The 22,934-nt window shown below is 64.1% G+C and carries 19 protein-coding genes and 1 riboswitch; of the genes, 9 read left to right on the top strand and 10 right to left on the bottom strand.

Annotation, left to right across the window (positions count from 1 at the left end; all coding sequences use genetic code 11):
• Positions 1-40: 40 nt before the first annotated feature.
• On the bottom strand, positions 41-1,087 hold the full coding sequence (gene mnmH, locus FRZ40_RS20155; protein WP_147235359.1) for a tRNA 2-selenouridine(34) synthase MnmH: 1,047 nt from the start codon (positions 1,085-1,087) through the stop codon (positions 41-43).
• Positions 1,088-1,302: 215 nt separating this feature from the next.
• Here mnmH and FRZ40_RS20150 point away from each other — a divergent pair, with 215 nt between their 5' ends.
• A complete protein-coding gene (locus FRZ40_RS20150; protein ID WP_147235358.1) occupies positions 1,303-1,917 on the top strand; it encodes a CBS domain-containing protein in 615 nt (204 codons plus the stop codon).
• 5 nt (positions 1,918-1,922) lie between these two features.
• Here the strand turns inward: FRZ40_RS20150 and cobA are convergent, their stop codons facing one another.
• The gene (gene cobA / locus FRZ40_RS20145) at positions 1,923-2,687 is read right to left on the bottom strand and encodes a uroporphyrinogen-III C-methyltransferase (protein WP_147235357.1); all 765 of its coding nucleotides are present in this window, start codon (positions 2,685-2,687) and stop codon (positions 1,923-1,925) included.
• A gap of 366 nt (positions 2,688-3,053) precedes the next feature.
• Here cobA and FRZ40_RS20140 point away from each other — a divergent pair, with 366 nt between their 5' ends.
• From FRZ40_RS20140 to FRZ40_RS20105, 8 genes are all read left to right on the top strand, one after another.
• Positions 3,054-4,637, top strand: a complete 1,584-nt coding sequence (locus FRZ40_RS20140; RefSeq protein WP_147235356.1) for a class I SAM-dependent methyltransferase — start codon at positions 3,054-3,056, stop codon at positions 4,635-4,637.
• A 204-nt stretch (positions 4,638-4,841) separates the two neighbouring features.
• Positions 4,842-5,732 carry an SMP-30/gluconolactonase/LRE family protein gene (locus FRZ40_RS20135; RefSeq protein WP_028366006.1) on the top strand — a complete coding sequence of 297 codons (891 nt, stop codon included), beginning with the start codon at positions 4,842-4,844 and terminating at the stop codon, positions 5,730-5,732.
• 144 nt (positions 5,733-5,876) lie between these two features.
• Positions 5,877-6,878, top strand: coding sequence for a LacI family DNA-binding transcriptional regulator (locus FRZ40_RS20130; protein ID WP_147236744.1), 1,002 nt, complete (start codon positions 5,877-5,879; stop codon positions 6,876-6,878).
• A 162-nt stretch (positions 6,879-7,040) separates the two neighbouring features.
• Entirely contained in the window at positions 7,041-8,834 is a 1,794-nt protein-coding gene (locus FRZ40_RS20125; RefSeq protein ID WP_147235355.1) for an IlvD/Edd family dehydratase, read from the top strand.
• Between the two features lie 39 nt (positions 8,835-8,873).
• Entirely contained in the window at positions 8,874-10,064 is a 1,191-nt protein-coding gene (locus tag FRZ40_RS20120) for a fumarylacetoacetate hydrolase family protein (RefSeq protein WP_147235354.1), read from the top strand.
• Positions 10,065-10,241: 177 nt separating this feature from the next.
• Positions 10,242-10,320: riboswitch (cyclic di-GMP riboswitch) on the top strand.
• Positions 10,321-10,377: 57 nt separating this feature from the next.
• Positions 10,378-11,199: a spherulation-specific family 4 protein gene (locus tag FRZ40_RS20115; protein WP_147235353.1), complete on the top strand. Its 822-nt coding sequence runs from the start codon at positions 10,378-10,380 to the stop codon at positions 11,197-11,199.
• Positions 11,200-11,413: 214 nt separating this feature from the next.
• Positions 11,414-12,238 (top strand): hypothetical protein, encoded by an 825-nt coding sequence (locus tag FRZ40_RS20110; protein ID WP_240057237.1) that lies wholly within the window; start codon positions 11,414-11,416, stop codon positions 12,236-12,238.
• Positions 12,239-12,382: 144 nt separating this feature from the next.
• Positions 12,383-12,823, top strand: a complete 441-nt coding sequence (locus FRZ40_RS20105) for a PRC-barrel domain-containing protein (protein WP_028366000.1) — start codon at positions 12,383-12,385, stop codon at positions 12,821-12,823.
• 120 nt (positions 12,824-12,943) lie between these two features.
• Here the strand turns inward: FRZ40_RS20105 and rpoD are convergent, their stop codons facing one another.
• From rpoD to FRZ40_RS20065, 8 genes are all read right to left on the bottom strand, one after another.
• Complete coding sequence (gene rpoD / locus FRZ40_RS20100) at positions 12,944-14,941, bottom strand: RNA polymerase sigma factor RpoD (RefSeq protein WP_028365999.1); 1,998 nt, start codon at positions 14,939-14,941, stop codon at positions 12,944-12,946.
• Positions 14,942-15,180: 239 nt separating this feature from the next.
• Positions 15,181-15,435, bottom strand: coding sequence for a hypothetical protein (locus FRZ40_RS20095; RefSeq protein WP_231516059.1), 255 nt, complete (start codon positions 15,433-15,435; stop codon positions 15,181-15,183).
• 233 nt (positions 15,436-15,668) lie between these two features.
• Entirely contained in the window at positions 15,669-15,974 is a 306-nt protein-coding gene (locus tag FRZ40_RS20090; RefSeq protein ID WP_028365997.1) for a hypothetical protein, read from the bottom strand.
• Between the two features lie 14 nt (positions 15,975-15,988).
• Positions 15,989-16,768: an enoyl-ACP reductase FabI gene (gene fabI / locus FRZ40_RS20085; protein WP_028365996.1), complete on the bottom strand. Its 780-nt coding sequence runs from the start codon at positions 16,766-16,768 to the stop codon at positions 15,989-15,991.
• 2 nt (positions 16,769-16,770) lie between these two features.
• Positions 16,771-17,952: an acetate/propionate family kinase gene (locus FRZ40_RS20080; protein ID WP_147235351.1), complete on the bottom strand. Its 1,182-nt coding sequence runs from the start codon at positions 17,950-17,952 to the stop codon at positions 16,771-16,773.
• Positions 17,953-17,971: 19 nt separating this feature from the next.
• On the bottom strand, positions 17,972-18,913 hold the full coding sequence (locus FRZ40_RS20075; RefSeq protein ID WP_028365994.1) for a phosphate acetyltransferase: 942 nt from the start codon (positions 18,911-18,913) through the stop codon (positions 17,972-17,974).
• 84 nt (positions 18,914-18,997) lie between these two features.
• On the bottom strand, positions 18,998-21,283 hold the full coding sequence (locus tag FRZ40_RS20070; protein WP_147235350.1) for a DUF3141 domain-containing protein: 2,286 nt from the start codon (positions 21,281-21,283) through the stop codon (positions 18,998-19,000).
• Between the two features lie 415 nt (positions 21,284-21,698).
• Positions 21,699-22,853: an acyl-CoA dehydrogenase family protein gene (locus FRZ40_RS20065; RefSeq protein WP_028365992.1), complete on the bottom strand. Its 1,155-nt coding sequence runs from the start codon at positions 22,851-22,853 to the stop codon at positions 21,699-21,701.
• Between the last annotated feature and the right edge of the window lie 81 nt (positions 22,854-22,934).

Here is a 22,934-nt window from a genome sequence, read left to right as displayed (position 1 = left end):
CGTGGCCGGAAGACGCGCCGGGAAAACCGCTAAAAGAACGTCAGCGCAACTGCGCCAGAAGCGCGCAGGCCTGCTCGTGAAGATCGGCATCCGTGGGCCGGAGCGCGAAGCGCAGCGACTCGGGCAGCTTTGCAAAATGCTTGCCCGTGCTGCGCGCATACGCGGGATCGTAGTGCAGATCGATCAATTGCTCGAAGAGTTCGACGCGGCGGTCTTCGTCGATCAACGTGTGCCATTCGCCGACGCGCGCGCGGCCGTGCAATTCGACGAGCCGCGCGAGTTGCGACTTGAAGAGCGCGCGATTGTCGAACAGATGCGCATAGTCCTGCAGCAGCAGACGGATGCGCTCGTCGCGTTCCGTTTCGACCCGGACGCAGGTGCCGCGATGAATCTGCTCCGTCAGCGACACAGGCAGCGCGATCGTCCCGATGCGGCGGCTTTCCGCTTCGACGAACACCGGCTGTTCCGTGTCGAAGCCGCGCAATGCCCCGACGAGTGCGGTATCGAACGCCTTTTGCGAAGGCTGTCGCTGGTTGGGCAGCATGCCGAGAATCGAGCCTCGATGCGCGGCGAGCGCTTCGAGGTCGAGCGTTTGCGCATGGGCGCCCGCCAGCGCATTCAGCAGCCGCGTCTTGCCGCTGCCCGTGTGGCCTGCGAGCACGATGTAGCGGAACCGCTGAGGCAAGGTGTCGAGCAGTTCGACCACGTCGCGGCGATAGGTCTTGTAGCCGCCCTCCAGTTGCCGCGCGCGCCAGCCGATCAGGTTGAACCACGTCGTCATCGATTCGGAGCGCTTGCCGCCCCGCCAGCAATAGATGAGCGGGCGCCAGTTGCGCGGACGGTCGGCGAAGGTCGTTTCGAGGTGCGCGGCGATGTTGCGCGACACCATTGCCGCGCCTAGCCGGGTCGCTTCGAACGGCGACACCTGCTTGTACATCGTGCCGATGATCACGCGTTCTTCGTTGGACAGCACGGGCGCGTTGGTTGCGCCGGGGATATGGTCTTCGGCGAATTCGAGCGGCGTACGGACGTCGACGATTTCATCGAAATCCGCGATCTGGTCGAGCGGGGCGAGAAGCGATTTCAAGGGCTGGAGCAAGGAGCGGTCGCGGCGCGACGTAACGTTCAATTATCGCATGCCGGGCTCTTTTTCCCGTCCGCCCCCGCGACGGCCTGTCGCGAGCAAATAGCTCACGTTATGATGTAAAGTAACGGAAAGCGATGTAAGCCGTCGATCTGACGGGTGTGCATCGCCGGAAAAGGTGTTTCATGCACGGTCGAACGTCACCGCGGAGGCGCAACATGTCGATTTCGTCGGTATTGCACTGGTGTTTCGGGGCCCAGCCGCATCACGTCGGACCGGACCACGGCCGCAGCGACGGCGACAGCGGACGGGACGACGGCGAACGCCGCTCGCCGCCGCGGGACGAACGGCAGACGATGCTCGGCGAACTGCAGCGGCAGACCTATCTGCACGAGCTGTTGCGGCTCACCTGCGCGGATGTGATGCGCAAGCCGCCCGTCACCGTGTCCGTCGACGAGACCATCGGCGGCGCGCTGAAAACGCTCGACGCTCACCATATCAAGCTGCTCCCCGTCGTCGATGCACAAGGGCTGCTCAAAGGCGTCGTAACACATGTCGACCTGCAGCCGCTCGACGAAGTGCTGCCGTTCCTCAAGCTCGCTTCCGACACGACCGCGCCCGAAAGCGAACGGCGCGGGTGGCCTGTCACGACCGTGATGTCGGCTCACGTGAAGTACGTCGACCCGCTCACACCGCTCACGGAAGTCATTCCGCTCTTCACGAAGAACGGCCATCATCATCTGCCCGTGGTGGAAGAGGGCGGACGTGTCGTCGGCATGCTGACGCAGGCCGACATCGTGAAGATCATGTGCGGCCGTCCGGGCGGGCTGTAGGCGAATCAGGCGCTCAGCCTGCGCATCGCCGGTTCGCTGCGCGCGGAGACGGCCTCCATGGCTTCGCCCATCGCCCCGCCAATCAGAATCACGGCCGGGCTGGCAATGTCGTGCGCAGCGGCGCAGGCTGCGATGTCGCCGAGCGTCGCGACCAGCCGTTTTTCGCGCGACGTGCCCGCCCACTGCACGACGGCGGCGGGCGTACCGGCTGCGAGCGTCTTGCCTAGTGCCTCGCTGATGCTGTCGATGCGGCTCGCACCCATGTAGATCGCGAGCGTCATGCCCGTGGCCGCGAGCGTTGCCCAGTCGGGCTCGGTGCCGTCGCGCAGATGGGCCGTCACGAAGATCACGCCCTGGCAGTGATCGCGATGCGTGAGCGATACGCCGAGCCCCGCCGCCGCCGCAAAGCCGGACGAAATGCCGTTGACGATCTCGACCTCGATGCCCGCGTGTCGCAGATCCGCGATTTCTTCGCCGGCGCGCCCGAATAGCAGCGCGTCGCCGCCCTTGATGCGCACAACGTGCTTGCCTTGCAGTGCATAGCGGCGCATCAGGCGCTGGATGAACGCTTGCGGCGTCGATTTGCAGCCGCCGCGTTTGCCGACCCTGACAACGCGCGCGTGCGCGGCCTTCAGCGTCGCGATGTCGTCGTTCACGAGGTCGTCGATCAGCAGCACGTCGCCCGCCGCAATGGCCTTGGCCGCCCGGAAGGTCAGCAGATCGAGGTCGCCTGGTCCTGCGCTGACGAGTGTGACTTTGCCCGTGTTCATCCTTTTCTCCATCGCGTGATTCCAATGCAAAACGGCGTCCCGTCCGTGCATGCACGAAGGGGACGCCGTTGTCCTGACCGATCGATGATGTGTGTTCGTAGCGGACACGTTGCCACGCCCGTCTGCAATCCGATGCCGGCGCCATTGCCGGCGTCATACGTATTGCAAGAACGAGGCCAATCATCCGAACCCGGCGAAAAGGCCGTTGGCGGCTGCCTTCCGATACGGGACTGCACTCGCGCTGTGCGGCGGCGCACCACGACCGTGCCGCACGCTTCACGCCGCATCATTCACACAAAACGACAGTTGCACGCCGCGCGGCGACTACATTGTGCGTTCCCGTAACCCGGAACACGGTATCGCACGATGGACGTCAACACGCAAACGAACGAGATCCAGCAGAACTACGACGACTACCCTTACTACTCGTTCCCGTACGAGCACTCCGCGCCGGAACACCTTGCGGCCGTCGCGCACGTGTTCGGCCTGTCCGCGCCGGATCCGCGCGGCGCGCGCGTGCTCGAACTGGGCTGCGCGGCGGGCGGCAATCTGATTCCCTTCGCTGTCCGCAATCCCGATGCGCGCGCGGTCGGCGTCGATCTCTCCGGCGTGCAGGTGCAGGAAGGGCGCAAGCGCGTGAAGCGTTTGAAGCTGAAGAACGTCGAGTTGCGGCAACAGGATCTGCTGACGCTCGGCGAGGTCGACGGCAAGTTCGATTACATCATCTGTCATGGCGTCTATAGCTGGGTGCCGGCCGACGTCCAGCAGGCGATCCTGCGTGTCTGCCGCGAGAACCTGTCGGCGGATGGCATTGCGTATATCGGGTACAAGACGTATCCGGGGTGGAAGTCGCGCGAGATCGTCCGCGACGCGATGCTGTTGCGTGCACGCGGCCTGACGGGCGGCCGCGAGCGTCTCGCGTATGGGCGCGGCATGATCGACTTTCTGCGCCAGCATGCGAGCAAGGACAGCGTGCTCGCGCGCGCGGTCGAGCGCGATCACCCGCTGATCAGCAACGGCGACACGGGCATGTCCGCGTATGTCGCGCACGACTATCTGGCGCCTGCCAACGCGCCGTGTTACCTGCAGGACTTCGCCGGTCGCGCCGGCGAACAGGGGCTCGCGTATCTCGGCGACGCCATTCTGCCTTCGATGTTCGCGTTCAACTACGGCGACGAAATCGGCCGCCTGCTGATGGAGGAGTGCGGACACAGCCAGGTGGCGATCGAGCAGTATCTGGATTTCGTCAGCGACCGCTCGTTCCGTACGTCGCTGCTCGTGCACGGCGAACGCGCACGAGGCATCGCGTATCACGTCGGACACGAGCGCCTGCGCGGGTTGCATGTCGCGGCCTCGTTGACGTGCGCGAATGGCGAGGTTCGTCCCGACGATTCGCCGCAGCAGTTCAATGCGGACAATGGCAACCCGATCGTACTCGACGACGCCGTCGCCAAGGCCGCCGCTGTCGCGCTTGGCGAAGCATGGCCTTTCACGATGAGTTTCGATGCATTGAAACGCGACGTGCTCACGCGTCTGAACACTGCTTCAACGCGCGACGCAGCCGCCTTCGACGTCTGCCTCGACCGGTTCGTCAACGCGCTGGTCGTGCGCGGATTCGGCCGCTTCCGGCTGCAGCCGGTGACGCGCAGCGCAGGCAATCCGGCCGTGCCCGCCGCCATGCGCAACTATCCTGCGTTGCTGCCCGAAGGCCAGCTCGCGCATACGGTCAATCCGTGGCATCAACCCGTGCAACTCGATGAGGCGGCACAGTTCCTTCTGCACTATATCGACGGCGCCCGCACGCGCAAGGATCTGCTTGGCATGCTGTGGAAAGCGGTGCAGGACGGCACATTGACGATCGCGCCGCCGACGCCCGAAGGCGGCGACGGGAAATCGCGCGCGGTCGTCGCGCAGAAGCTGGAGCAGGTGCTGGCGCAGCTGTGCGCGTGATCGCGCCGGCGTAACGGGCGTAACGGGCATAACGGGCGTAACGGACATAACGGACATAACGGACATAACGGGCATAACGGGCATAACGGGCATAACGGGCGTAACGGGCGCGCGGGACGCGAACTCCAAACGCACGCGAATGTCTGCTACTGTTTTCAGGGCGCGCCCGCGCGCTTCCCGCAGCCAGCAGAAAGGACAGTCATCATGCAGACATTGGAGTGTGTGTTGCCGGCCGCCGCGGCCCTCGGCGAGTGCCCGCGCTGGGACGAGCGCCGCGCGAAGCTGTGGTGGGTCGATATCCAGGCGCCCGCGCTGCACGGCTTCGACCCGAAGACGGGGCGGGACACGGTGATTCCGATGCCCGAGAACATCGGATGCTTCTCGCTGACCGAGGACGACGGGTTTATCGCCGGTATGCGCACGGGCATCTTTCTGCTCGATTCGAAAGGGCAGGTCGTGCGCAAGCTGTGCGCCAACCCGGAGAACCCCGCGACGAGCCGCTTCAACGATGGGCGTTGCGACGCGCATGGCCGCTTCTGGCTCGGCACGCTCGACGAGCCGAAGGCAGGCAACGCGGCATCGCTCTATTGCTACGGAAACGGCACGCTGACGAAGGTCGACGCCGGCCTGCTCACCTCGAACGGCATGGCGTTCAGTCCCGACTACGGCTGGTGCTATCACTCGGATACGCCGCGCTTTACCATCTATCGCCATCCGTATGACGTCGACAGCGGCGAGGTCGGGCCGCGCGAAGAGTGGGTGAAGTTCGAGCCGACAGCGACGGATCGCGGGCGTCCCGATGGCGCGTCGGTGGACAGCGAAGGGTACTACTGGGCCGCGCTGTATGAAGGCGGGCGCATCGTGCGGATCTCGCCCGAAGGCGAAGTGGTGGAAACGCATCCGCTGCCCGCGCGCTGTCCGACGATGTGCGCGTTCGGCGGCGACGATCTGCGCACGCTCTATGTGACGACGGCGCGTCAAGGTCGGCCCGCCGAAGAAATCGAGCGATATCCGCAGTCGGGCGGCGTGTTCGCGATGCGCGTGTCGGTGCCGGGGCTGATCGAGAAGCGCAGCGCGTTGCGCGTGACGGATTGATGGCAGTTGGGCCGAGGGCAGTGGCACTGCCGGTATCATAGGCGCCTGTCCACGAACGCGAGCTGGCCCATCAGCATGTCGAGCACTCCACGCACCGCAAAGCGCGCCTCCGAAGCACGCAGCCCGCTCGCGGGACCGCCGCGCATGTCCGACGTCGCGGCGCTCGCGGGTGTGTCGAAGATGACGGTGTCGCGCGTGCTGGCGGGGCGCGGCGTCGCGCCCGCCACGCGCGAGCGCGTGCAGCATGCGATCGACGAACTCGGCTATGTCGCGGACGCGGCGGCGGGCGCGCTGTCCTCGGGGCGCTCGGCGTTCGCCGCCGTGCTGGTGCCGTCGCTTGCCAGTTCCAATTTCTCCGACACCGTGCGCGGACTCACGGCCGCGCTGGAGCCGCACGGCCTGCAATTGCTGATCGGCGATACCGACTACGACCTCGAGCGCGAAGAGCGGCTCGTGCGTTCGATGCTGCGCCATCAGCCGCGCTGCATCGCGTTGACGGGCGCGCAGCACACGCCCGCGACGCGCGAGCTGCTGGTGCGCGCGGGCGTGCCCGTCGTCGAGATGTGGGATCTGCCCGCATCGCCTATCGATGCGGCTGTCGGGTTTTCTAACGCGAAAGCGGCACGCGAGATGGTGCGTTATCTGGCCGAACGCGGCTATCGGCGCATCGGTTTTATCGGCGGCGCGAGCGAACTCGACCGGCGCGGTCTCGAGCGGCTCAAGGGCTATTCGCAGGAGGTGAAAGCGCGGGGCATGAGCGAACGCGTCGTGCGTCTGGGCGACTCGCCCATCACGATGAGCCACGGCGCGCCCGCGCTCGATGCGTTGCTGCAGCAATGGCCCGACACGGACGCCGTTCTGTGCGTGAGCGACATGTCCGCGTTCGGCGCGATCATGCAGTGCCATCGGCGCGGTCTCTCCGTGCCGGGCGACATTGCCGTCGCGGGTTTCGGCAACTTCGAAGTCGCCGCGTGCTGCACGCCCGCCATCACGACGATTTCCGTCGATGCCTATGGCATCGGCAAGCGTACGGGCGAAACGCTGCTGGCCGCGCTGGCGGAAAACGACGGCGCATCACGCCATGCAACGCCGTCGCGCAGGAGCGTGAAAATCGACTACACGGTCATCGCGCGCGAAAGCGCCTGACGTTCCGCGTGCGTTTCATGAGGCGCCGCATGCGTGCTACCATGCTCGGATGTTACCGATAACGTCCGCTGCATGACGCGTGTTTTGCGCGCACGTTGATGAGCGGCCTGACGATACGAAGCAGCGCATGAAGCAAGACATAAATCGACACGGAGACACGAGATGACGGACAGGACGCAAGCGCCGGCGCGTCGCCTGCGCAGCCAGGAATGGTTCGACGATCCCTCGCACGCGGACATGACGGCGCTATATGTCGAGCGCTTCATGAACTACGGCCTCACGCGCGAAGAGCTGCAATCGGGCCGGCCCGTCATCGGCATCGCGCAGACGGGCAGCGATCTCGCGCCCTGCAACCGGCATCACATCGAACTCGCGGAACGCACGAAGGCGGGCATCCGCGACGCGGGCGGCATCCCGATGGAATTTCCCGTGCATCCTCTCGCCGAGCAGAGCCGCCGTCCGACGGCCGCGCTCGACCGCAATCTCGCGTATCTCGGTCTCGTCGAAATCCTGCATGGTTTTCCGCTCGACGGCGTAGTGCTGACCACCGGCTGCGACAAGACGACGCCTGCTTGTCTGATGGCGGCCGCGACCGTCGACATGCCTGCAATCGTGCTCTCGGGCGGACCGATGCTCGACGGCTGGTATCAGGGCAAGCGCGTCGGCTCCGGCACGGTGATCTGGCATGCGCGCAATCTGCTGGCGGCGGGCGAGATCGACTACGAAGGCTTCATGGAACTGACGACGGCTTCGTCGCCTTCCATCGGCCACTGCAACACGATGGGCACGGCGTTGTCGATGAACAGCCTCGCCGAAGCGCTGGGCATGTCGCTGCCCGGCTGCGCGAGCATTCCCGCTGCGTACCGCGAGCGCGGACAGATGGCGTATGCGACGGGCAAGCGCATCGTCGATATGGTCCGCGAAGATCTCAAGCCGTCGCGCATCATGACGAAAGAGGCGTTCGAAAATGCGATCGTCGTTGCGTCGGCGCTGGGCGCGTCGAGCAACTGTCCGCCGCATCTGATCGCGATTGCGCGGCATATCGGCGTGGAGTTGAGTCTCGCCGACTGGCAGCGTGTCGGCGAACAGGTGCCGTTGCTCGTCAACTGCATGCCGGCGGGCGAATACCTTGGCGAGAGTTTTCATCGCGCGGGCGGCGTGCCTGCCGTGATGCATGAACTGCGGCAGGCGGGACTCATTCACGCGTCGTGCATGACGGTATCGGGCGAAATGATCGGCGATATCGCCGCGCGCTCGGCGACCGGCGATCGCGATGTGATCCGCACGGCGGATGAACCGCTCAAGCATGGCGCGGGCTTTATCGTGCTGTCGGGCAACTTCTTCGATAGCGCGATCATGAAGATGTCGGTGGTCGGCGACGCGTTCCGGCAGACCTATCTGAGCGAGCCCGGCAAGGAGAACACCTTCGAAACGCGCACGATCGTGTTCGACGGTCCCGAGGATTACCATGCGCGCATCAACGATCCGTCGCTGAAGATCGACGAACACTGCATGCTCGTGATTCGCGGCGTGGGCACGGTCGGTTATCCCGGCAGCGCGGAAGTGGTGAACATGGCGCCGCCTGCCGAACTCGTGCGCAAGGGCATCACGTCGCTGCCCTGCATGGGCGACGGAAGGCAGAGCGGCACGTCGGCGAGTCCGTCTATTCTGAATATGTCGCCGGAAGCGGCCGTCGGCGGCGGCCTTGCGCTGCTGCGCACGGACGACCGCATTCGCGTCGATCTGAATGCGCGCAGCGTGGAGCTGCTCGTCGACGAAGACGAACTCGAACGTCGGCGCGCCAGCATGCGGTTCGAGATTCCGCCTGCGCAAACGCCGTGGCAGGAGCTGTATCGGCAGACGGTCGGCCAGCTTTCGACGGGCGGCTGTCTCGAACCCGCGACGCTCTATCTGAAAGTGATCGCCGAACGCGGCAATCCGCGGCATTCGCATTGAACGCAGCCGCATCTGAACGAACATCGGAGACACGCATTCATGAATGCATCGACTTCATCGAACGTAGCGAACTATCTTCCCCACGACCTCGACCGCGCGTTGCTGATTGGCCGCGTGTGGCGCAAGACGGACGCATATGAAGGACCGAGCGTCGTGGCCGTGCGCAATGGCGACGTGTTCGACATTACGTCGAGCGCGCCGACCACGGCCGATCTGCTCGAACGCGACGATGCGCCCGATATCGCGCGCAACGCCCCAGGCGAGCGTCTGTGCAGCGCGGCAGAACTGATCGCGGCGAGTCTGTCGAACGATGAGTCGGCGAAGCTGCGCCTGCTCGCGCCGTGCGACGTTCAACCGATCAAGGCATGCGGCGTCACATTCGCGGTGAGTCTGATCGAGCGCGTGATCGAAGAGCAGGCGGGCGGCGATCCCGCGAAGGCGGAAGAAGTTCGGCAGACGATCGCCTCGGTGATCGGCACGGATCTGTCGAAAGTCAAACCGGGCTCGGAAGCGGCGGCGCGTCTGAAAGCGGAACTGGAGCGGCGTGGCGCGTGGTCGCAATACATGGAAGTCGGCATCGGCCCCGACGCGGAAGTGTTTTCGAAGTCGCAAGCGATGTCGTCCGTAGGATTCGGCGCCGATGTTGGCCTGCTCGCGGCATCGACATGGAACAATCCCGAGCCGGAAATCGTGCTAGCCGTCAACAGCAAGGGCGTGATCGCGGGCGCGGCGCTCGGCAACGATGTGAACCTGCGTGATATCGAAGGGCGTTCGGCCTTGCTGCTCGGCAAATGCAAGGACAACAACGGCTCGTGCTCGATCGGGCCGTTCGTGCGTCTGTTCGACGGCGATTTCACTCTGCATTCGGTGCGGCGTGCGAGTGTGTCGCTGCGGGTTGAAGGTGTTGACGACGGTTTTCTGCTCGAAGGCGTGAGCCATATGTCGGAGATCAGCCGCGATCCCGCCGATCTCGTCGCGCAGACGTGCGGCAGGCATCACCAGTATCCCGACGGCTTCATGCTGTTCCTCGGCACGATGTTCTCGCCGATCAAGGACCGCGATACGAAGGGCGGCGGCTTCACGCATCACCTGGGCGACGTCGTCACAATTTCGACGCCGCAACTCGGTGCATTGCGCAACACGGTGCAACTGTGCACGGAGATCACGCCGTGGACGTTCGGCGTGCGCGCGCTTTACGCGAATCTCGCATCGCGCGGACTGATCGGTTGATTTTTTTGCGGCACCGTCTGCCGCGAATCAGGTAAAAGAAAACGTTTGCGAATGGCTTTAACGCCGTTCGCAACTGATCATTTAATCAGGATCGAAAAATCATTCGCTGATTTCCTGATTCTTTCCCCATTTAAATTTCCGGAACCAGGCCTAAAGGCGGGCGACCGCGCGTCGTTATACACGGAAGGGCAAAACCGGAGCGATCCGGCGACGCAAAGCTAAAGGGACTCCACACAGGAGTCAGCCAGTTGCCCGTTGCATCTGCAGCGGGCCAAACGATCGATGGCGAGACGCCGTCGTCAGGAGGCATCGGATGTTCGACGCTCGCACACCCGTTTCGGGTTTTCGCGCCATTCAATGGCTGCGTCGCGTAGCGTTGCTCGCCGTGGCGCCGCTCGCCATGGCTGTTCACGCGAACGCATTGGCGGCCACCGTGATGCCGCTGACCGTCCCCGCTTATTTCGATCCTGTCGGCAAGGGCGCCGGCTTCTGGAACGACCTCGCGACGGCGGCGGCCAAGGTGCCGACCACGGTCATTCTCAATCCCGACAGTGGCCCGGGCACGAATGCCGACTCCACCTATATCGCCGCCATTGCGAACGTGCATGCGGCGGGCGGCCGTGTGATCGGCTATGTGTCCACGTCGTATTCGAAGCGTTCGCTCTCGGCTGTCGTGACGGATATCAACCGATATGTCGCGCTCTACAAGATCGACGGATTCTTTATCGACGAGATGACGTCCGATAGCGTAACCGCGCATATCCAGTTCTATCAGTCGGTCTACAACTACATCAAGGGGATGTCGCCGGCCTATTCGGTGATGGGCAATCCCGGCACGAACATTCCCGAACTCTACGCAAGCCTGCCGACGGCCGATCAGTTCGTCGTCTTCGAAGACTCGGCCAAACGCTATGCGAGCTACGCGCCCGCCAAATGGCAAGCGGGCTATCCGGCGAATCGCTTTGTGCACATGGTGTATGGCGCGACGGAAGCGCAAATGCCCGGCATCGTGTCGTATGCGGCCAGGCATGGGGCGGGCAGTGTGTTCGTCACGTCGACGGGCTTGCCAAATCCGTACAAGAACCTGCCTGCGTACTGGAGTCAGCTGGTGAGCAATGCGCTTGCGGTGAAGTAACCAGGAAGAATAACCAACAAGAAGAAAGGCGCCTTGCGCGCCTGTGCAGTTGATTGTCGACCGACGCCAGGTGCCGATGTGCCTGGCGTTTTTTTTCGCGCGTGCATGCATGCCCGATGCGCGTCAACGAATACGCTTAGAATGCGTGCTGAAATGGATTGCGTTCGACGCAGCAAGGCGCACCGATAGCGCCATCATCAACGGAGAGGATGTTGTGCAAGTTCTGAATCGTGTGCTGGCCACGCCGCTGGCCGTGTTGTGTACAGCACTGGCGTTGAGCGGTGGCCCGGTTGCGTATGCGGCTTCGCCTGCCGCGCCGAAGGCGGGTGAATCGAAGACATCGAACGACACGCAAGGCGCGCAAGAGGCGAGCGCGACGGCAACGCCCGACCGCTTCACTGCCGACGATCCCGTCAAGGTGCGCGACATGCTCGCGAGCCAGATGCCTTCGGCCGGGACGCATTCGCTGACCGACCGCATCCGCAAGCTCGCGCGCGAACCGTACGACCGCATCGTGCGCGGCCATGCGGCGACGGCGGACAACGCGCAACGCACGTTTCTGTTCATGATTCCCGCGCCGCACGGCATTCTGTACCGGTCGGCCACGCATATGCTGAGCGTGAACGTGCCGCTCGCGAGCGATGACGATCCCGATGCGATCCAGCTCTATCAGAACATCGTCGGGCCGAGCGGACGTGGTCTCGTGATCGCGCCGGATGCGAAGGCAAAGGGCTTCATCCAGAACATCGACTCGATCGAACTGGCGACGCAAGGCAAGCAGAAGACCACGGCGCGCGGCCGCCTGAAACTGCCGCAAGCAGCCTTCGAGCAGGCCGGCGACAGCTTCGCGATCGTGCTCGTCTGCACGCTCGAAGCGCCGTATCTGACGGAGGAGCGCGAGCACAGCGATCCCACCGACGAAGAGCCCACCGACATCACGCGCCGTACTTCGACGCTGCACGCGAATGTTCAGGCCGTCTGGCTCGTGAACAAAAAGGACAACACAGTGCTCGCAAAAGGATTGCGGCTTGCGAAGTAACGGCTAGCCGCTTATCGCTCGGCGCCGTGCGCTTACGCAACGGCCCTGTACCCTTCTGCGACGATTTCTTTCTGATGCGGTAAGGTATGACGCTTCTCACAGCAGCGGCAGTTACTCGCAACATTTCACATCGGAGAATAAGCTATGAAAGCAAAGTGGGCAGCGGTTCTGATCGCGGCATCGACGTTTGGCGTGATGTCCAGCCAGGCAAGCGCACAGGTGGCAGGTGCGCAGACCATCGGCGTGAGCGTCGAACAGGAATCGATCATCATCAACGGCTGGAGCGCGAAGAAGAGCCTGCTTGGCAAGCCGATCTACAACGAGCAGGGCCAGAAAGTCGGCGTGCTTCACGACATCATCATTTCGCCGGACAACGCTGCTTCGTTCGCTATCGTCGCCGCGCATCAGTTCCTCGGCGTGTCGCAGCATGACGTTGCCGTGCCGTTCTCGCAGATCGACTATACGGATGGCAAGCTGGTGTGGGCTGGCGCGACCAAGGACGCCGTGAAGGCGATTCCGGCGTTCCAGTATGCGAAGGTCCGCGCGACGCCGATGGCGCGCAAGGAATACAGCGAGCATCACTGAGCGCTGAACGCGGCTCGCATCGGCGAGCCGCAGATATGAAAAAGCGCGGCAGCCGTGAGGCTGCCGCGCTTTTGTTTTGAGGCAGGAGGCCGCGCGCCTTGACAGCCGCGGCTCAAAGCATCAGCTGCGTTCGAGGAACGGACGCAGCTTGTCCGCGCGGCTCGGGTGATTGAGCTTGCGGATCGCCTTGCCTTCGATCTGGCGGATACGCTCGCGCGTCACGTCGAACTGGCGGCCCACTTCTTCGAGCGTCAGTTCCGAAGCCGTGTCGATGCCGTAGCGCATGCGCAGCACCTTCGCTTCGCGCGGCGTAAGCGCGTCGAGCGCTTCGTCGATCGCACGGCGCATGTTCGCGTGAACGGCGGCTTCGGCGGGCGACGTGGCCGACGTGTCTTCGATCATATCGCCGAGCGTCGTGTCGGCATCTTCACCGACGGGCGAATCCAGCGACGCCGGATTCTTCGCGATCTTCAGGATGCTGCGAATCTTCGCTTCGGGCATGTCCATGCGTTCGGCGAGCACGGAGGGATGCGGCTCCTGGCCCGTCTGCTGCACGATTTCGCGCTGGATGCGGTTCAGCTTGTTGATCGACTCGATCATGTGAACGGGCACACGAATGGTGCGCGCCTGGTCGGCGATCGCGCGCGTGATGGCCTGACGGACCCACCACGTTGCGTACGTCGAGAACTTCCAGCCGCGACGGTATTCGAACTTGTCCACCGCCTTCATCAGGCCGATGTTGCCTTCCTGGATCAGATCGAGGAAGTGCATGCCGCGATTCACGTACTTCTTCGCGATCGAGATCACGAGACGCAGGTTCGCTTCGATCATCTCGCGCTTGGCCTGGCGCATCTTCGATTCGGCCGAGCCGAGCTGCTTGTTGATCTGCTTCAGCTGTTGCAGCGGCAGCGCGATCGACGCTTCGATGTCGACGAGCTTCTGCTGTTCCGACTGGATGGCGGGCAGGTGACGCTCGAGCGCCGGGCCATACGTCTTCGACTTCGCGGCAACGCGCATCGTCCAGTCGAGATCCGTCTCGTTGCCCGGGAACGACTCGACGAACGCTTCGCGCGGCATGTCGCAGCGGTCCACGGCGATCGACAGGATGCTGCGTTCGATCGCGCGCACTTGCGCGACCTGCGCCTGCACTTCCGCGCACAGGCGGTCGATGGTCTTCGCCGTGAAGCGGATCGGCGTGAGCTCCTGCTGGATCGATTCGCGCAGATTCGCGATGGCCGTGGCGCGGCGCTTGTCCGTGACGGGCATGTCGGGCACGCTCGCGAACAGGGCGCGCACGCGCTCGAAGATCGCGAGGCTGTCCGCCGTCAGCTGTTCGAGGCGCGCGGCGTTGGCCTTTTCGCCGCCGTCGTCGGAGAGGTCGCCGTCTTCGTCGTCCGATTCGTCGTCCGAGGCGCTCGCTTCCAGTTCTTCTTCAGCGGCGGCATCGGCTGCGTCGTCGTCCATTTCGGCGGCTTCGCTCGCGTCGCTGATGCCGTCGACCAGCTCGTCGATGCGGATTTCGCCCGCGACCACGCGGTCGACGTCAGCGAGGATCGTCGAGATGATGGACGGGGACATCGCGATGGCTTGCACCATGTCCTGCAGGCCGCCTTCGATGCGCTTGGCGATTTCGATTTCGCCGGCGCGCGTCAGCAGCTCGCTCGCGCCCATTTCACGCATGTACATGCGGACGGGGTCGGTGGTGCGGCCGAATTCGGAGTCGACAGTGGACAGCGCGACTTCGGCTTCTTCATCGGCCTGATCGTCCGATGCGGCAGCCGACGGGCCGTCGTTCAGCAGCAGTGTTTCCGCGTCGGGCGCCGTTTCGTACACGGAGACGCCCATTTCGCCGAACGTGCTGACGATGGTTTCCATCGCGGCCGTTTCGGTGAAATTGTCGGGAAGGTGGTCGTTGATGTCGGCGTGCGTCAAATAGCCGCGCTCGCGGCCGAGCGCGATTAGCGCGCGCATCTGACGTTGACGCTCTTCAACGAGCGATTCCATCAAGGCCGCGTCGTGAGGCGCGGCGGCGGGTTGCGCCTTGGCCTTTGCTGCGCGCTTGGGCGCTTTCGATGCGGTGGTTTCGAACTGGGAGTTGTCCCGGTCAAGCTTTGCCAATACGTTCTCCTCGGCAGGCTGTTTCGCTTCCCCGCGCGCGCACGCGCGGCAGGCGGCGTGACCTGTCGGATCGTGAGGAAGGGCGGGGTGTTGCACGAATCGATTGGCGCGGACCAGTTAGATCGCAGTGCGACCGACGCGTGCGGAAAAGTGAATCTGCAAGTATAGCAGCAAATGTGGTGCGTTGCACCACATTTATGCAACTGCTGATGCCCCGCGCTGGTGCATGCGGGCCATCGTCAGCGGTTGCGCGACAGATCGGAGGCGACGACGCCTGCCAGCGCCGCGAGCAGTACGCAGCCGACCGTCAGCAGGGTCTTGGCGACGGCCATGGACACATGCTCCGGCCCGATTACCGCGAACGCGCCGACCAGCAGACCGATCACCGACAGCGCGAACATCGCCCAAGGGGTTCCGCCATGCCTGGCGGAACCCTTGCGCGCGCAGGCGTCCTGCGCGCGTTCCGGCTCGGGAACGGTAGACGGTGTGGTCACGGCAGGCGCTTTTGACGGCGAGGAGATAGAACTCATCTTATGCGACGCATCGTTCATTTCGACTACGTGTTTCTTTCGAACCGGTAACTCGGCGTGGTTGGACGAATGCCGCTGCCGGCAGCCGCGCGGAAGATCCATCATGTTATGACATAACGGTTTTCACTTCAGCGCGGGTGGCAGGGACGTGCAGAAGTACAACGCGGCGCAGGAGAAACTGGTTTACACGCGCGGGATCATATGGGCGGCGGCACGGCCGTGCGCGTCTGGCGGCGCGCCTCGGCCGCCTCGCTGACGTCCCAGAACGACAGCACCTGCACCGACAGCCGGCGGCGATGCCAGTACATGCCGTGCAGGCGGCGCCGGATGTAGTTCAGCGCGGTCCAGTTGGCGCCCTTGATGGCGATGAGCGCGGCGGGATGTTCGTCGGCCTCGCCGACCAGTTCGATGTCGCGGCAATCCGCGTGCGAATAGCGGTAGACGAGCGCCTTGATTTCGTCGAGTGAAGCTTTGGGCGGCAGGCCGCTGATCAATAGTTTCATGCACCTGTTCCGCGTCAGCCGATGATGCTCACGCCGCCGTCGACGAATACCGTATTGCCCGTCATGCGGCGCGCGTAGGGCGTCGCAAGGAACGCGCAGGTGTAGCCGACGTCCATGATGTCGACGAGTTCGCCGATGGGCGCGCGTTCGGCCGCTTCGTTGAGCAGCAGGTCGAAGTCCTTCAGTCCCGACGCGGCACGCGTCTTCAGCGGCCCTGGCGAAATGGGATGCACGCGGATGCGCTTCGGCCCGAGTTCGTGCGCGAGATAGCGGCACGATGCTTCGAGCGCCGCCTTCACGGGCCCCATCAGATCGTAGTTCGGCACCACGCGCGATGCGCCCAGATAGCTCATGGCGAACAGCGACCCGCCGTCGTCCATCAGCGGCGCGGCAAGGCGCGCCATGCGGATGAACGAATGACATGAAATGTCCATCGCGACCGAAAAGCCTTCGGCTGAACTGTTCAGCAGGCCGCCTTGCAGATCGGCCTTCGGCGCGAAGGCGATCGAATGCACGGCGACGTCGAGCCGTCCCCATGTCGAGCGCACTTCGTCGAATACGGCTTCGAGTTCGCCGGGCTTCGATACGTCGAGCGGCAATAGCAGCGCTGCACCGAGTTCCTGCGCGAGCGGCTCGACATAGGCTTTCGCCTTGTCGTTCAGATACGTGATGGCGAGGTCGGCGCCGAGTTCGCGGAACGCGCGCGCGCAGCCGTATGCGATGGAATGCTCGTTGGCGATGCCGACGATCAGCACCTTGCTGCCGGCCAGCACTTGTCCCGCGGGCTTGTCCATGCTCAATCCTCCAGCCGGCTGAGCGCGTGCCGGGCGATCATCAGTTCTTCGTTGGTGGGAATCACCCAGACGTCGACGGCGCTTTTCGCATCGTTGATGCGTGGGCCGTGACGCTGGTTCGCCGCTTCGTCGATCGATACGCCGAGCCATGCGGCCAGTTCGCCGACGCGCTTGCGCACCGGGTCCGCGCGTTCGCCGATGCCCGCCGTGAACACGACGGCATCGAGTCCGCCGAGCGCAGCCGCGAGCGAGCCGAGTTCGCGCGAGATGCGGTAGCAGAACAATTCGACGGCTTCGGCGGCCTTCGGGTTGTCGCTGGCGAGCAGCGTGCGCATGTCGCTGGAAATGCCGGACACGCCGAGCAGTCCCGAGCGCTTGTACAGCAGCGATTCGATCGCGCGCGCATCCATGTTCGCTTCTTCCAGCATCCACAGCACGACGCCGGGATCGAGACTGCCCGAGCGCGTGCCCATCACGAGGCCTTCGACGGCCGTGAAGCCCATCGTGCTCGCCACGCTCTTGCCGTTGTCGAGTGCCGTCATGCTGGCGCCGTTGCCGAGATGCAGCACGACAGTCTTGCCTTTGGCCGCGCGTTCGTCGACTTGCGGCAGCACGCTCGCGATGTACTCGTACGACAGCCCATGAAATCCATAACGACGCACGCCGCGATCCGTGATCTCGGGCGGCAGCGCAAAGCGGGTTGCGACGGCGGGCTGCGTGTGATGAAACGCGGTATCGAAGCACGCGATCTGCGGCACCTTCGCGTTGCGCGCCATGATCGAGCGGATGGCCGCGAGATTGTGCGGCTGATGCAGCGGCGCGAGCGGCACGAGCGCTTCGAGTGCCGGCATCACTTTTGCATCGACGCGCACCGGCGCCGAGTATTGATCGCCGCCATGCACGACGCGGTGGCCGACGGCAAGCAACGTGGCGCGGCCTTCGCCGTGGCTGCGCAGCCAGTCGAGCAGAAACGCGATCGCGTTGTCGTGTCCGAGCTGCTCGCCTTCGGGCCAGCGCCTGTCTTCGATCGTTTCGCCGTTTTGCCGCTTCGCCGTGAAGCGCGGATTCGTGTAGATCTCTTCGAGCTTGCCGCCCGCGATCGGTTCGAGTTGCGCGTTCTCTGCGCGAAACGCATGAAACTTGATGCTCGACGAACCCGCGTTGATGACGAGAATGACGTCCATGCAATCCCTCTAGAGGTGTTCAGAGGATGGCGGAAGCGGGCTGTTCGCGCCGCGCGAGCGCGACCATCGAAGCAACTGCGCACGAAGCGAGGCGCGTGAGCACGGAGTCCGCACGGCTCGTGAGGATGATGGGCACCTTCGCGCCGAGCACGATGCCAGCGGCATCCGCGCCCGCGAGAAACGTGAGGCTCTTGGCGAGCATGTTGCCCGCTTCGAGATCGGGTACAACGAGGACATTCGCATGGCCCGCGACGGGCGAGTCGATGCCCTTGATCTTCGCGGCTTCTTCGTTGATCGCGTTGTCGAGCGCGAGCGGACCGTCGAGTATGCCGCCCTTGATCTGGCCGCGGTCGGCCATCTTGCACAGCGCGGCCGCGTCGAGCGTCGACGGCACCTTGGAGTTGACCGTTTCCATCGCCGACAGGATCGCGACGCGCGCAACGGGGAAACGCAGCGCATGCGCGAGGTCGATCGCGTTCTGCACGATGTCGCGCTTTTCGTCGAGTGTCGGCGAGATGTTGACGGCGGCATCCGTAATGATCAGAGCGTCGTCGCGGCCCGGCACGTCCATGATGAAGCAATGGCTCACGCGCCGCTCGGTGCGCAGGCCCGTCGTGCGCGCGACGACTTCGGCCATCAGTTCGTCGGTGTGCAGCGAGCCTTTCATCAGCGCCTGCGCGCGGCCTTCATGCACCAGTTGCACGGCGCGGGCGGCGGCCGCGTGACTGTGCGGCGCGTCGACGATGGGCAGGTCGCCGAGATCGAGATTGCCTTCCTTCGCGGCGGCTTCGATCTTCGCGCGCGGGCCGACGAGTATCGGCGCGATCAGCTTCATGCGCGCCGCTTCGACGACGGCCGACAGCGAATCGTAATCGCACGGATGCGCGACGGCCGTCGGCGTGGGCGGAAGCGTGGCGGCAAAGGCGACGAGACGCTCGTATTTTTCGCGCTTGTGTTCCATGGTGCGTGCCCTCGTAGGTGAACCGATCCAGTGCCCGTCAGGCGCGGCGGACTGTGGCCGTCCGCTCGCGCACGGCGATACGTGTCATTCCACTTGCTGGCGTGCAGGCTCCGCACGCCGCGATGTTTTCTTCTTCGATGCCGATTCGAAGATGGTCAGCACGCGCGCGAGATCGGCGCGTTCGCCGTCGTCGAGCGGCAGCATCGTGCTGAGCTTGTCGATGTCGCGCGCGACGGTGCGGAGCTTGTCGGGCGGCGCGCCGGTGAGCAGGCCGGGCAAGGCGTCGATGGCCGCTTCGCTGTCGAGGCGCAGCAGCGCCGCCTGTTCGCGCACCACGTGCTTGAACGCCAGGATGCCGTCCTCCGACAGCTTGCTCAGCATTTCGCGCGCGAGATTGAAGCGCCGTTCGTCGGCTTCGCCGCGCGTGCGCCTCACATACAGCAGCGCGCGCACGCTCGCTTCGACGAGCCCGCCTTCCGTCATGTCGTTGCGCAGACGTGTGTGTTCCGCGACGATCGACGCCTCGCGTTCTTCCGTGTCGCCGGGTTCCGTCAACGCCGCATTCGCTGCGCTGTCGCTGTGCGGCGGCAAGCCCGCGAATGCCTGCAGCCACGGCGCGCCATAGACGGTTTCGAAGACCTGTTCGACGGCGGCGTCGCGCATGTCGCGATAGAAATCGAGCGATGCGATGACCGCGTTCGACATGACCGTCTGCATCTGCATGAACGGATTGTCGTCGTCGACGGGCTGACGCGCTTCTTTCACGCTGGCGGCCGCCTGCGCGACCGACGAGGCAAACGGATTGCGATCGGACCACAGCTCGTAGGTCACGCGTAGCGGATGCAGCTTGCTCGACACATCGGAAGTCCACGGCGTCGTGCAGGCGCGCACCCATGGTTGCAGGAAGCTGCGATACAGACCGAGGTTGAAGCGCGACACGTACGCGGCTGTCGCGAAACGCCGGTCGCTGTCGGGATCGGGTTGCACGATCTCGCGCACGTCGGCAATCGTGCGCGGCGAAATCGATAGCACGTACTGGCCTTGCACGAGATCGACGTGCGGCGTGTCTTCCGTCTTCGCGCCCATATGCGCTTCGTAGAGACCGGACGGCAGCAGGTCGATCAGATCGATGTTGCTGACGAACTCTCGATGCTCTTTCTTGCCCGTGCTGCTCGATACGAAGATGCCGAGATGGCCGATGTTGTCGTGCGTCGCGTAGACGATGGTCTGGTCGTGGCCGAGCAGGTCGGCGTCGTCGCGATAGAGGTCGGTGATCCAGCCGAGCGCCTGCGGCGGCGGCGTGATGTTGTCGCCATAAGAGCAGAACACGACGATGGGCGAACGGATGTTGCGCAAGTCGAGCCGCACGCCTTCGGATGTCACGATCTCGCCGCTCACGAAGCGGTTGCCGACAAACAGGTTGTCGACGATGTATTGCATCTCCGCCGCATTCAGGAACACATGGCCGCCCCAATACTTCTCGAAGCCGAGATAGCGCGGCCCTTCCGTGTCGATGCTCGCGTACAGGTTGTATTGCTTCGTCCAGAGCGTGTTCGCGGGATTGAGGTTCTCGAAGTTCTCGACGAGCCATGCGCCGTCGAAGCGGCCGTCGCCGAGATCGCCCGTGAGCGCCGTCAGCCACGAACCGCCGAGCATGCCGCCCGAATAGCGCATCGGGTTCTTGCCGCGCCAGCCCGCCCAGTACGACACGGGCGCGCCCGCGACGACGATCGGCCCGAACAGCTCGGGGCGCATCGAGGCCGTCATCAGCACTTGCCAGCCCGCCTGACAGTTGCCGATCACGGCGGGTTTGCCGGGACTGTCGGGATGCAATTCGATGACTTTTTCGAGGAACGTGGCTTCCGCGTGCATCACGTCTTCGACCGTTTGTCCCGGCACCGGGTCGGGAAGAAAGCCGACGAAATAGCAGGGATGCCCCGCGCGCAATGCCGCGCCGATTTCGCTGTCGCGCTTGAATCCGCCGATGCCGGGACCGTGCCCCGCGCGCGGATCGACGACCACGAACGGGCGCCGACGGCCGGGATCGTGTCCTTCCGCGAGGTCGTGGTCGGGCTTCAGGTCGTCGGGCGCGACGATGCGCACGAGCCCGTAATTGACGGGACGCGGCAGCGTGCGTCCATCGACGATGAGTTCGGTGCCGAAGTCGAGCACGTTGGGCACGCGTTCCTGCAAGTGAGCCTGATACTGGTTGCCGCGTTCGCGCATCACGTCGGCGAACAGCACGCTGCGCTGCCACGCGTCGACGGCATACGCATAGCCTTGCGCGAACAGAGTGCCCGGCATCGACGCGAAGGGCGCGGGCGTGGTCAGCGTGCTGGACAGAACGGGGATCGGTTGAGACTGACTCATGGTCGCATCTGCTCCATCAAAGGGTCGGCGCCGCGGTCTCTTGCGAGGCTGCATGGGCGTGCAACGCAGGCGATGCGCGTGCATCGTCGCGACGAGTCACGCGGCCCGAAACCAGGGCGAGACTTCAACGCACCTCGAATGAGGCGCGGCTTCGATCAAGATCAGCGAAAAAAATGGCAGAAGCATGACGCCTCGATGAATGCGGACATCGGACACGCACATCGGACAGGCATTAAGCGTCATCCGGTGCTTGTTGCGTTGCGTCAACAACCCAGTGTAGGACGGGATAATTTTTCTGGCAACGTGAAAAGCGCCTGCTTGCGGGGGTGTTTGAAGCAGGCTTATCACTGCATTGACATTGATCAACGCACTCGCAATCGTGCGTCGAACAATGCGATATTTGCTGATGCTTTCTTTAGCGGCTTGCGTCGCGAATCATGTTGCGCGCGATCACCAGTTGCTGGATCTGCGTGGTGCCTTCGTAAATGCGGAACAGGCGCACGTCGCGATAGAAGCGCTCGACCGCGTACTCCGACACGTAGCCTGCGCCGCCATGAATCTGCACCGCGCGATCGGCGACGCGTCCGCACATCTCCGACGCGAACAGCTTGCAGCACGATGCTTCCGTCGACACGTCCTGCCTGTCGTCGCGGCGCCGCGCGGCGTCGAGCACCATCGAACGCGCGGCATAGATTTCCGCGCGGCTGTCGGCGAGCATCGCCTGCACGAGCTGGAATTCGGCGATGGGCTGGCCGAACTGCTTGCGCTCCATCGCGTAGCGCAGCGCGTCGTCGAGCATGCGCTCCGCCGCGCCGACGCAGATCGCCGAAATATGCAGGCGGCCTTTGTCGAGTACTTTCATGGCTGTCTTGAAGCCGACACCTTCCTTGCCGCCGATGATATTCGACGCGGGTACGCGGCAATTCTCGAAGATAACGTCGCAGGTGTGCGCCCCTTTCTGGCCCATCTTCCTGTCGATCTTCCCGAGCGACAAACCGGGCGTGCCCTTCTCGACGATGAACGCCGAGATGCCGCTCGCCCCCTTGATGTCCGGATTGGTGCGCGCCATCACGGTGTAGATGCCGGCTTCGGGCGCATTGGTAATGAAGCGCTTGGTGCCGTTGATCACGTAATGGTCGCCGTCGCGCACGGCCGTCGTGCGCAGCGACGCGGCATCGGAGCCCGAGCCTGGCTCCGTCAATGCAAACGACGCGATCAGTTCGCCCGATGCGAGCTTCGGCAAATAGTATTGCTTCTGTTCTTCCGTGCCGTCGATGATGAGCCCTTGCGAACCGATGCCGTTGTTCGTGCCGATCAGCGAACGGAAGGCGGGCGAGGTCTTTGCGATCTCGAACGCGGCGAGCACTTCTTCTTCCATCGTCAGGCCGAGGCCGCCATATTCCTCGGGAATCGACAGCCCGAACAGACCGAGTTCGCGCATTTCGCCGACGATGTCGGCGGGGATTTCGTCCGTTTCGGCGACTTCGTTTTCAGCGGGTACGAGACGCTCGCGCACGAAGCGCGACAATGAATCGAGAAGAATGGACAGTGTTTCCTGATCGCGGATCATCGTGTTACCTGTGCAAGACGCAGTTGATCTGGCCGGTCATTGTAGAGACGCACGCGCGGATTCGCCAACCGGCCGGTCAGG

Source organism: Paraburkholderia azotifigens (genome assembly GCF_007995085.1).
Classification (GTDB): Bacteria; Pseudomonadota; Gammaproteobacteria; order Burkholderiales; family Burkholderiaceae; genus Paraburkholderia; species Paraburkholderia azotifigens.
This window is presented reverse-complemented; position numbering and strand designations above follow the sequence as displayed.

What these genes read in the sequence shown, in the direction of transcription:
- FRZ40_RS20130 (WP_147236744.1), top strand. Translation starts at nt 5,877, where the DNA reads ATGTCCGACGTCGCGGCGCTCGCGGGTGTGTCGAAGATGACGGTGTCG.
- FRZ40_RS20080 (WP_147235351.1), bottom strand. Translation starts at nt 17,952, where the DNA reads ATGGACGTCATTCTCGTCATCAACGCGGGTTCGTCGAGCATCAAGTTT.
- cobA (WP_147235357.1), bottom strand. Translation starts at nt 2,687, where the DNA reads ATGAACACGGGCAAAGTCACACTCGTCAGCGCAGGACCAGGCGACCTC.
- FRZ40_RS20090 (WP_028365997.1), bottom strand. Translation starts at nt 15,974, where the DNA reads ATGAAACTATTGATCAGCGGCCTGCCGCCCAAAGCTTCACTCGACGAA.
- FRZ40_RS20125 (WP_147235355.1), top strand. Translation starts at nt 7,041, where the DNA reads ATGACGGACAGGACGCAAGCGCCGGCGCGTCGCCTGCGCAGCCAGGAA.
- FRZ40_RS20105 (WP_028366000.1), top strand. Translation starts at nt 12,383, where the DNA reads ATGAAAGCAAAGTGGGCAGCGGTTCTGATCGCGGCATCGACGTTTGGC.
- FRZ40_RS20150 (WP_147235358.1), top strand. Translation starts at nt 1,303, where the DNA reads ATGTCGATTTCGTCGGTATTGCACTGGTGTTTCGGGGCCCAGCCGCAT.
- FRZ40_RS20140 (WP_147235356.1), top strand. Translation starts at nt 3,054, where the DNA reads ATGGACGTCAACACGCAAACGAACGAGATCCAGCAGAACTACGACGAC.
- FRZ40_RS20120 (WP_147235354.1), top strand. Translation starts at nt 8,874, where the DNA reads ATGAATGCATCGACTTCATCGAACGTAGCGAACTATCTTCCCCACGAC.
- FRZ40_RS20065 (WP_028365992.1), bottom strand. Translation starts at nt 22,853, where the DNA reads ATGATCCGCGATCAGGAAACACTGTCCATTCTTCTCGATTCATTGTCG.
- FRZ40_RS20075 (WP_028365994.1), bottom strand. Translation starts at nt 18,913, where the DNA reads ATGGAACACAAGCGCGAAAAATACGAGCGTCTCGTCGCCTTTGCCGCC.
- FRZ40_RS20135 (WP_028366006.1), top strand. Translation starts at nt 4,842, where the DNA reads ATGCAGACATTGGAGTGTGTGTTGCCGGCCGCCGCGGCCCTCGGCGAG.
- FRZ40_RS20070 (WP_147235350.1), bottom strand. Translation starts at nt 21,283, where the DNA reads ATGAGTCAGTCTCAACCGATCCCCGTTCTGTCCAGCACGCTGACCACG.
- fabI (WP_028365996.1), bottom strand. Translation starts at nt 16,768, where the DNA reads ATGGACAAGCCCGCGGGACAAGTGCTGGCCGGCAGCAAGGTGCTGATC.
- FRZ40_RS20115 (WP_147235353.1), top strand. Translation starts at nt 10,378, where the DNA reads ATGTTCGACGCTCGCACACCCGTTTCGGGTTTTCGCGCCATTCAATGG.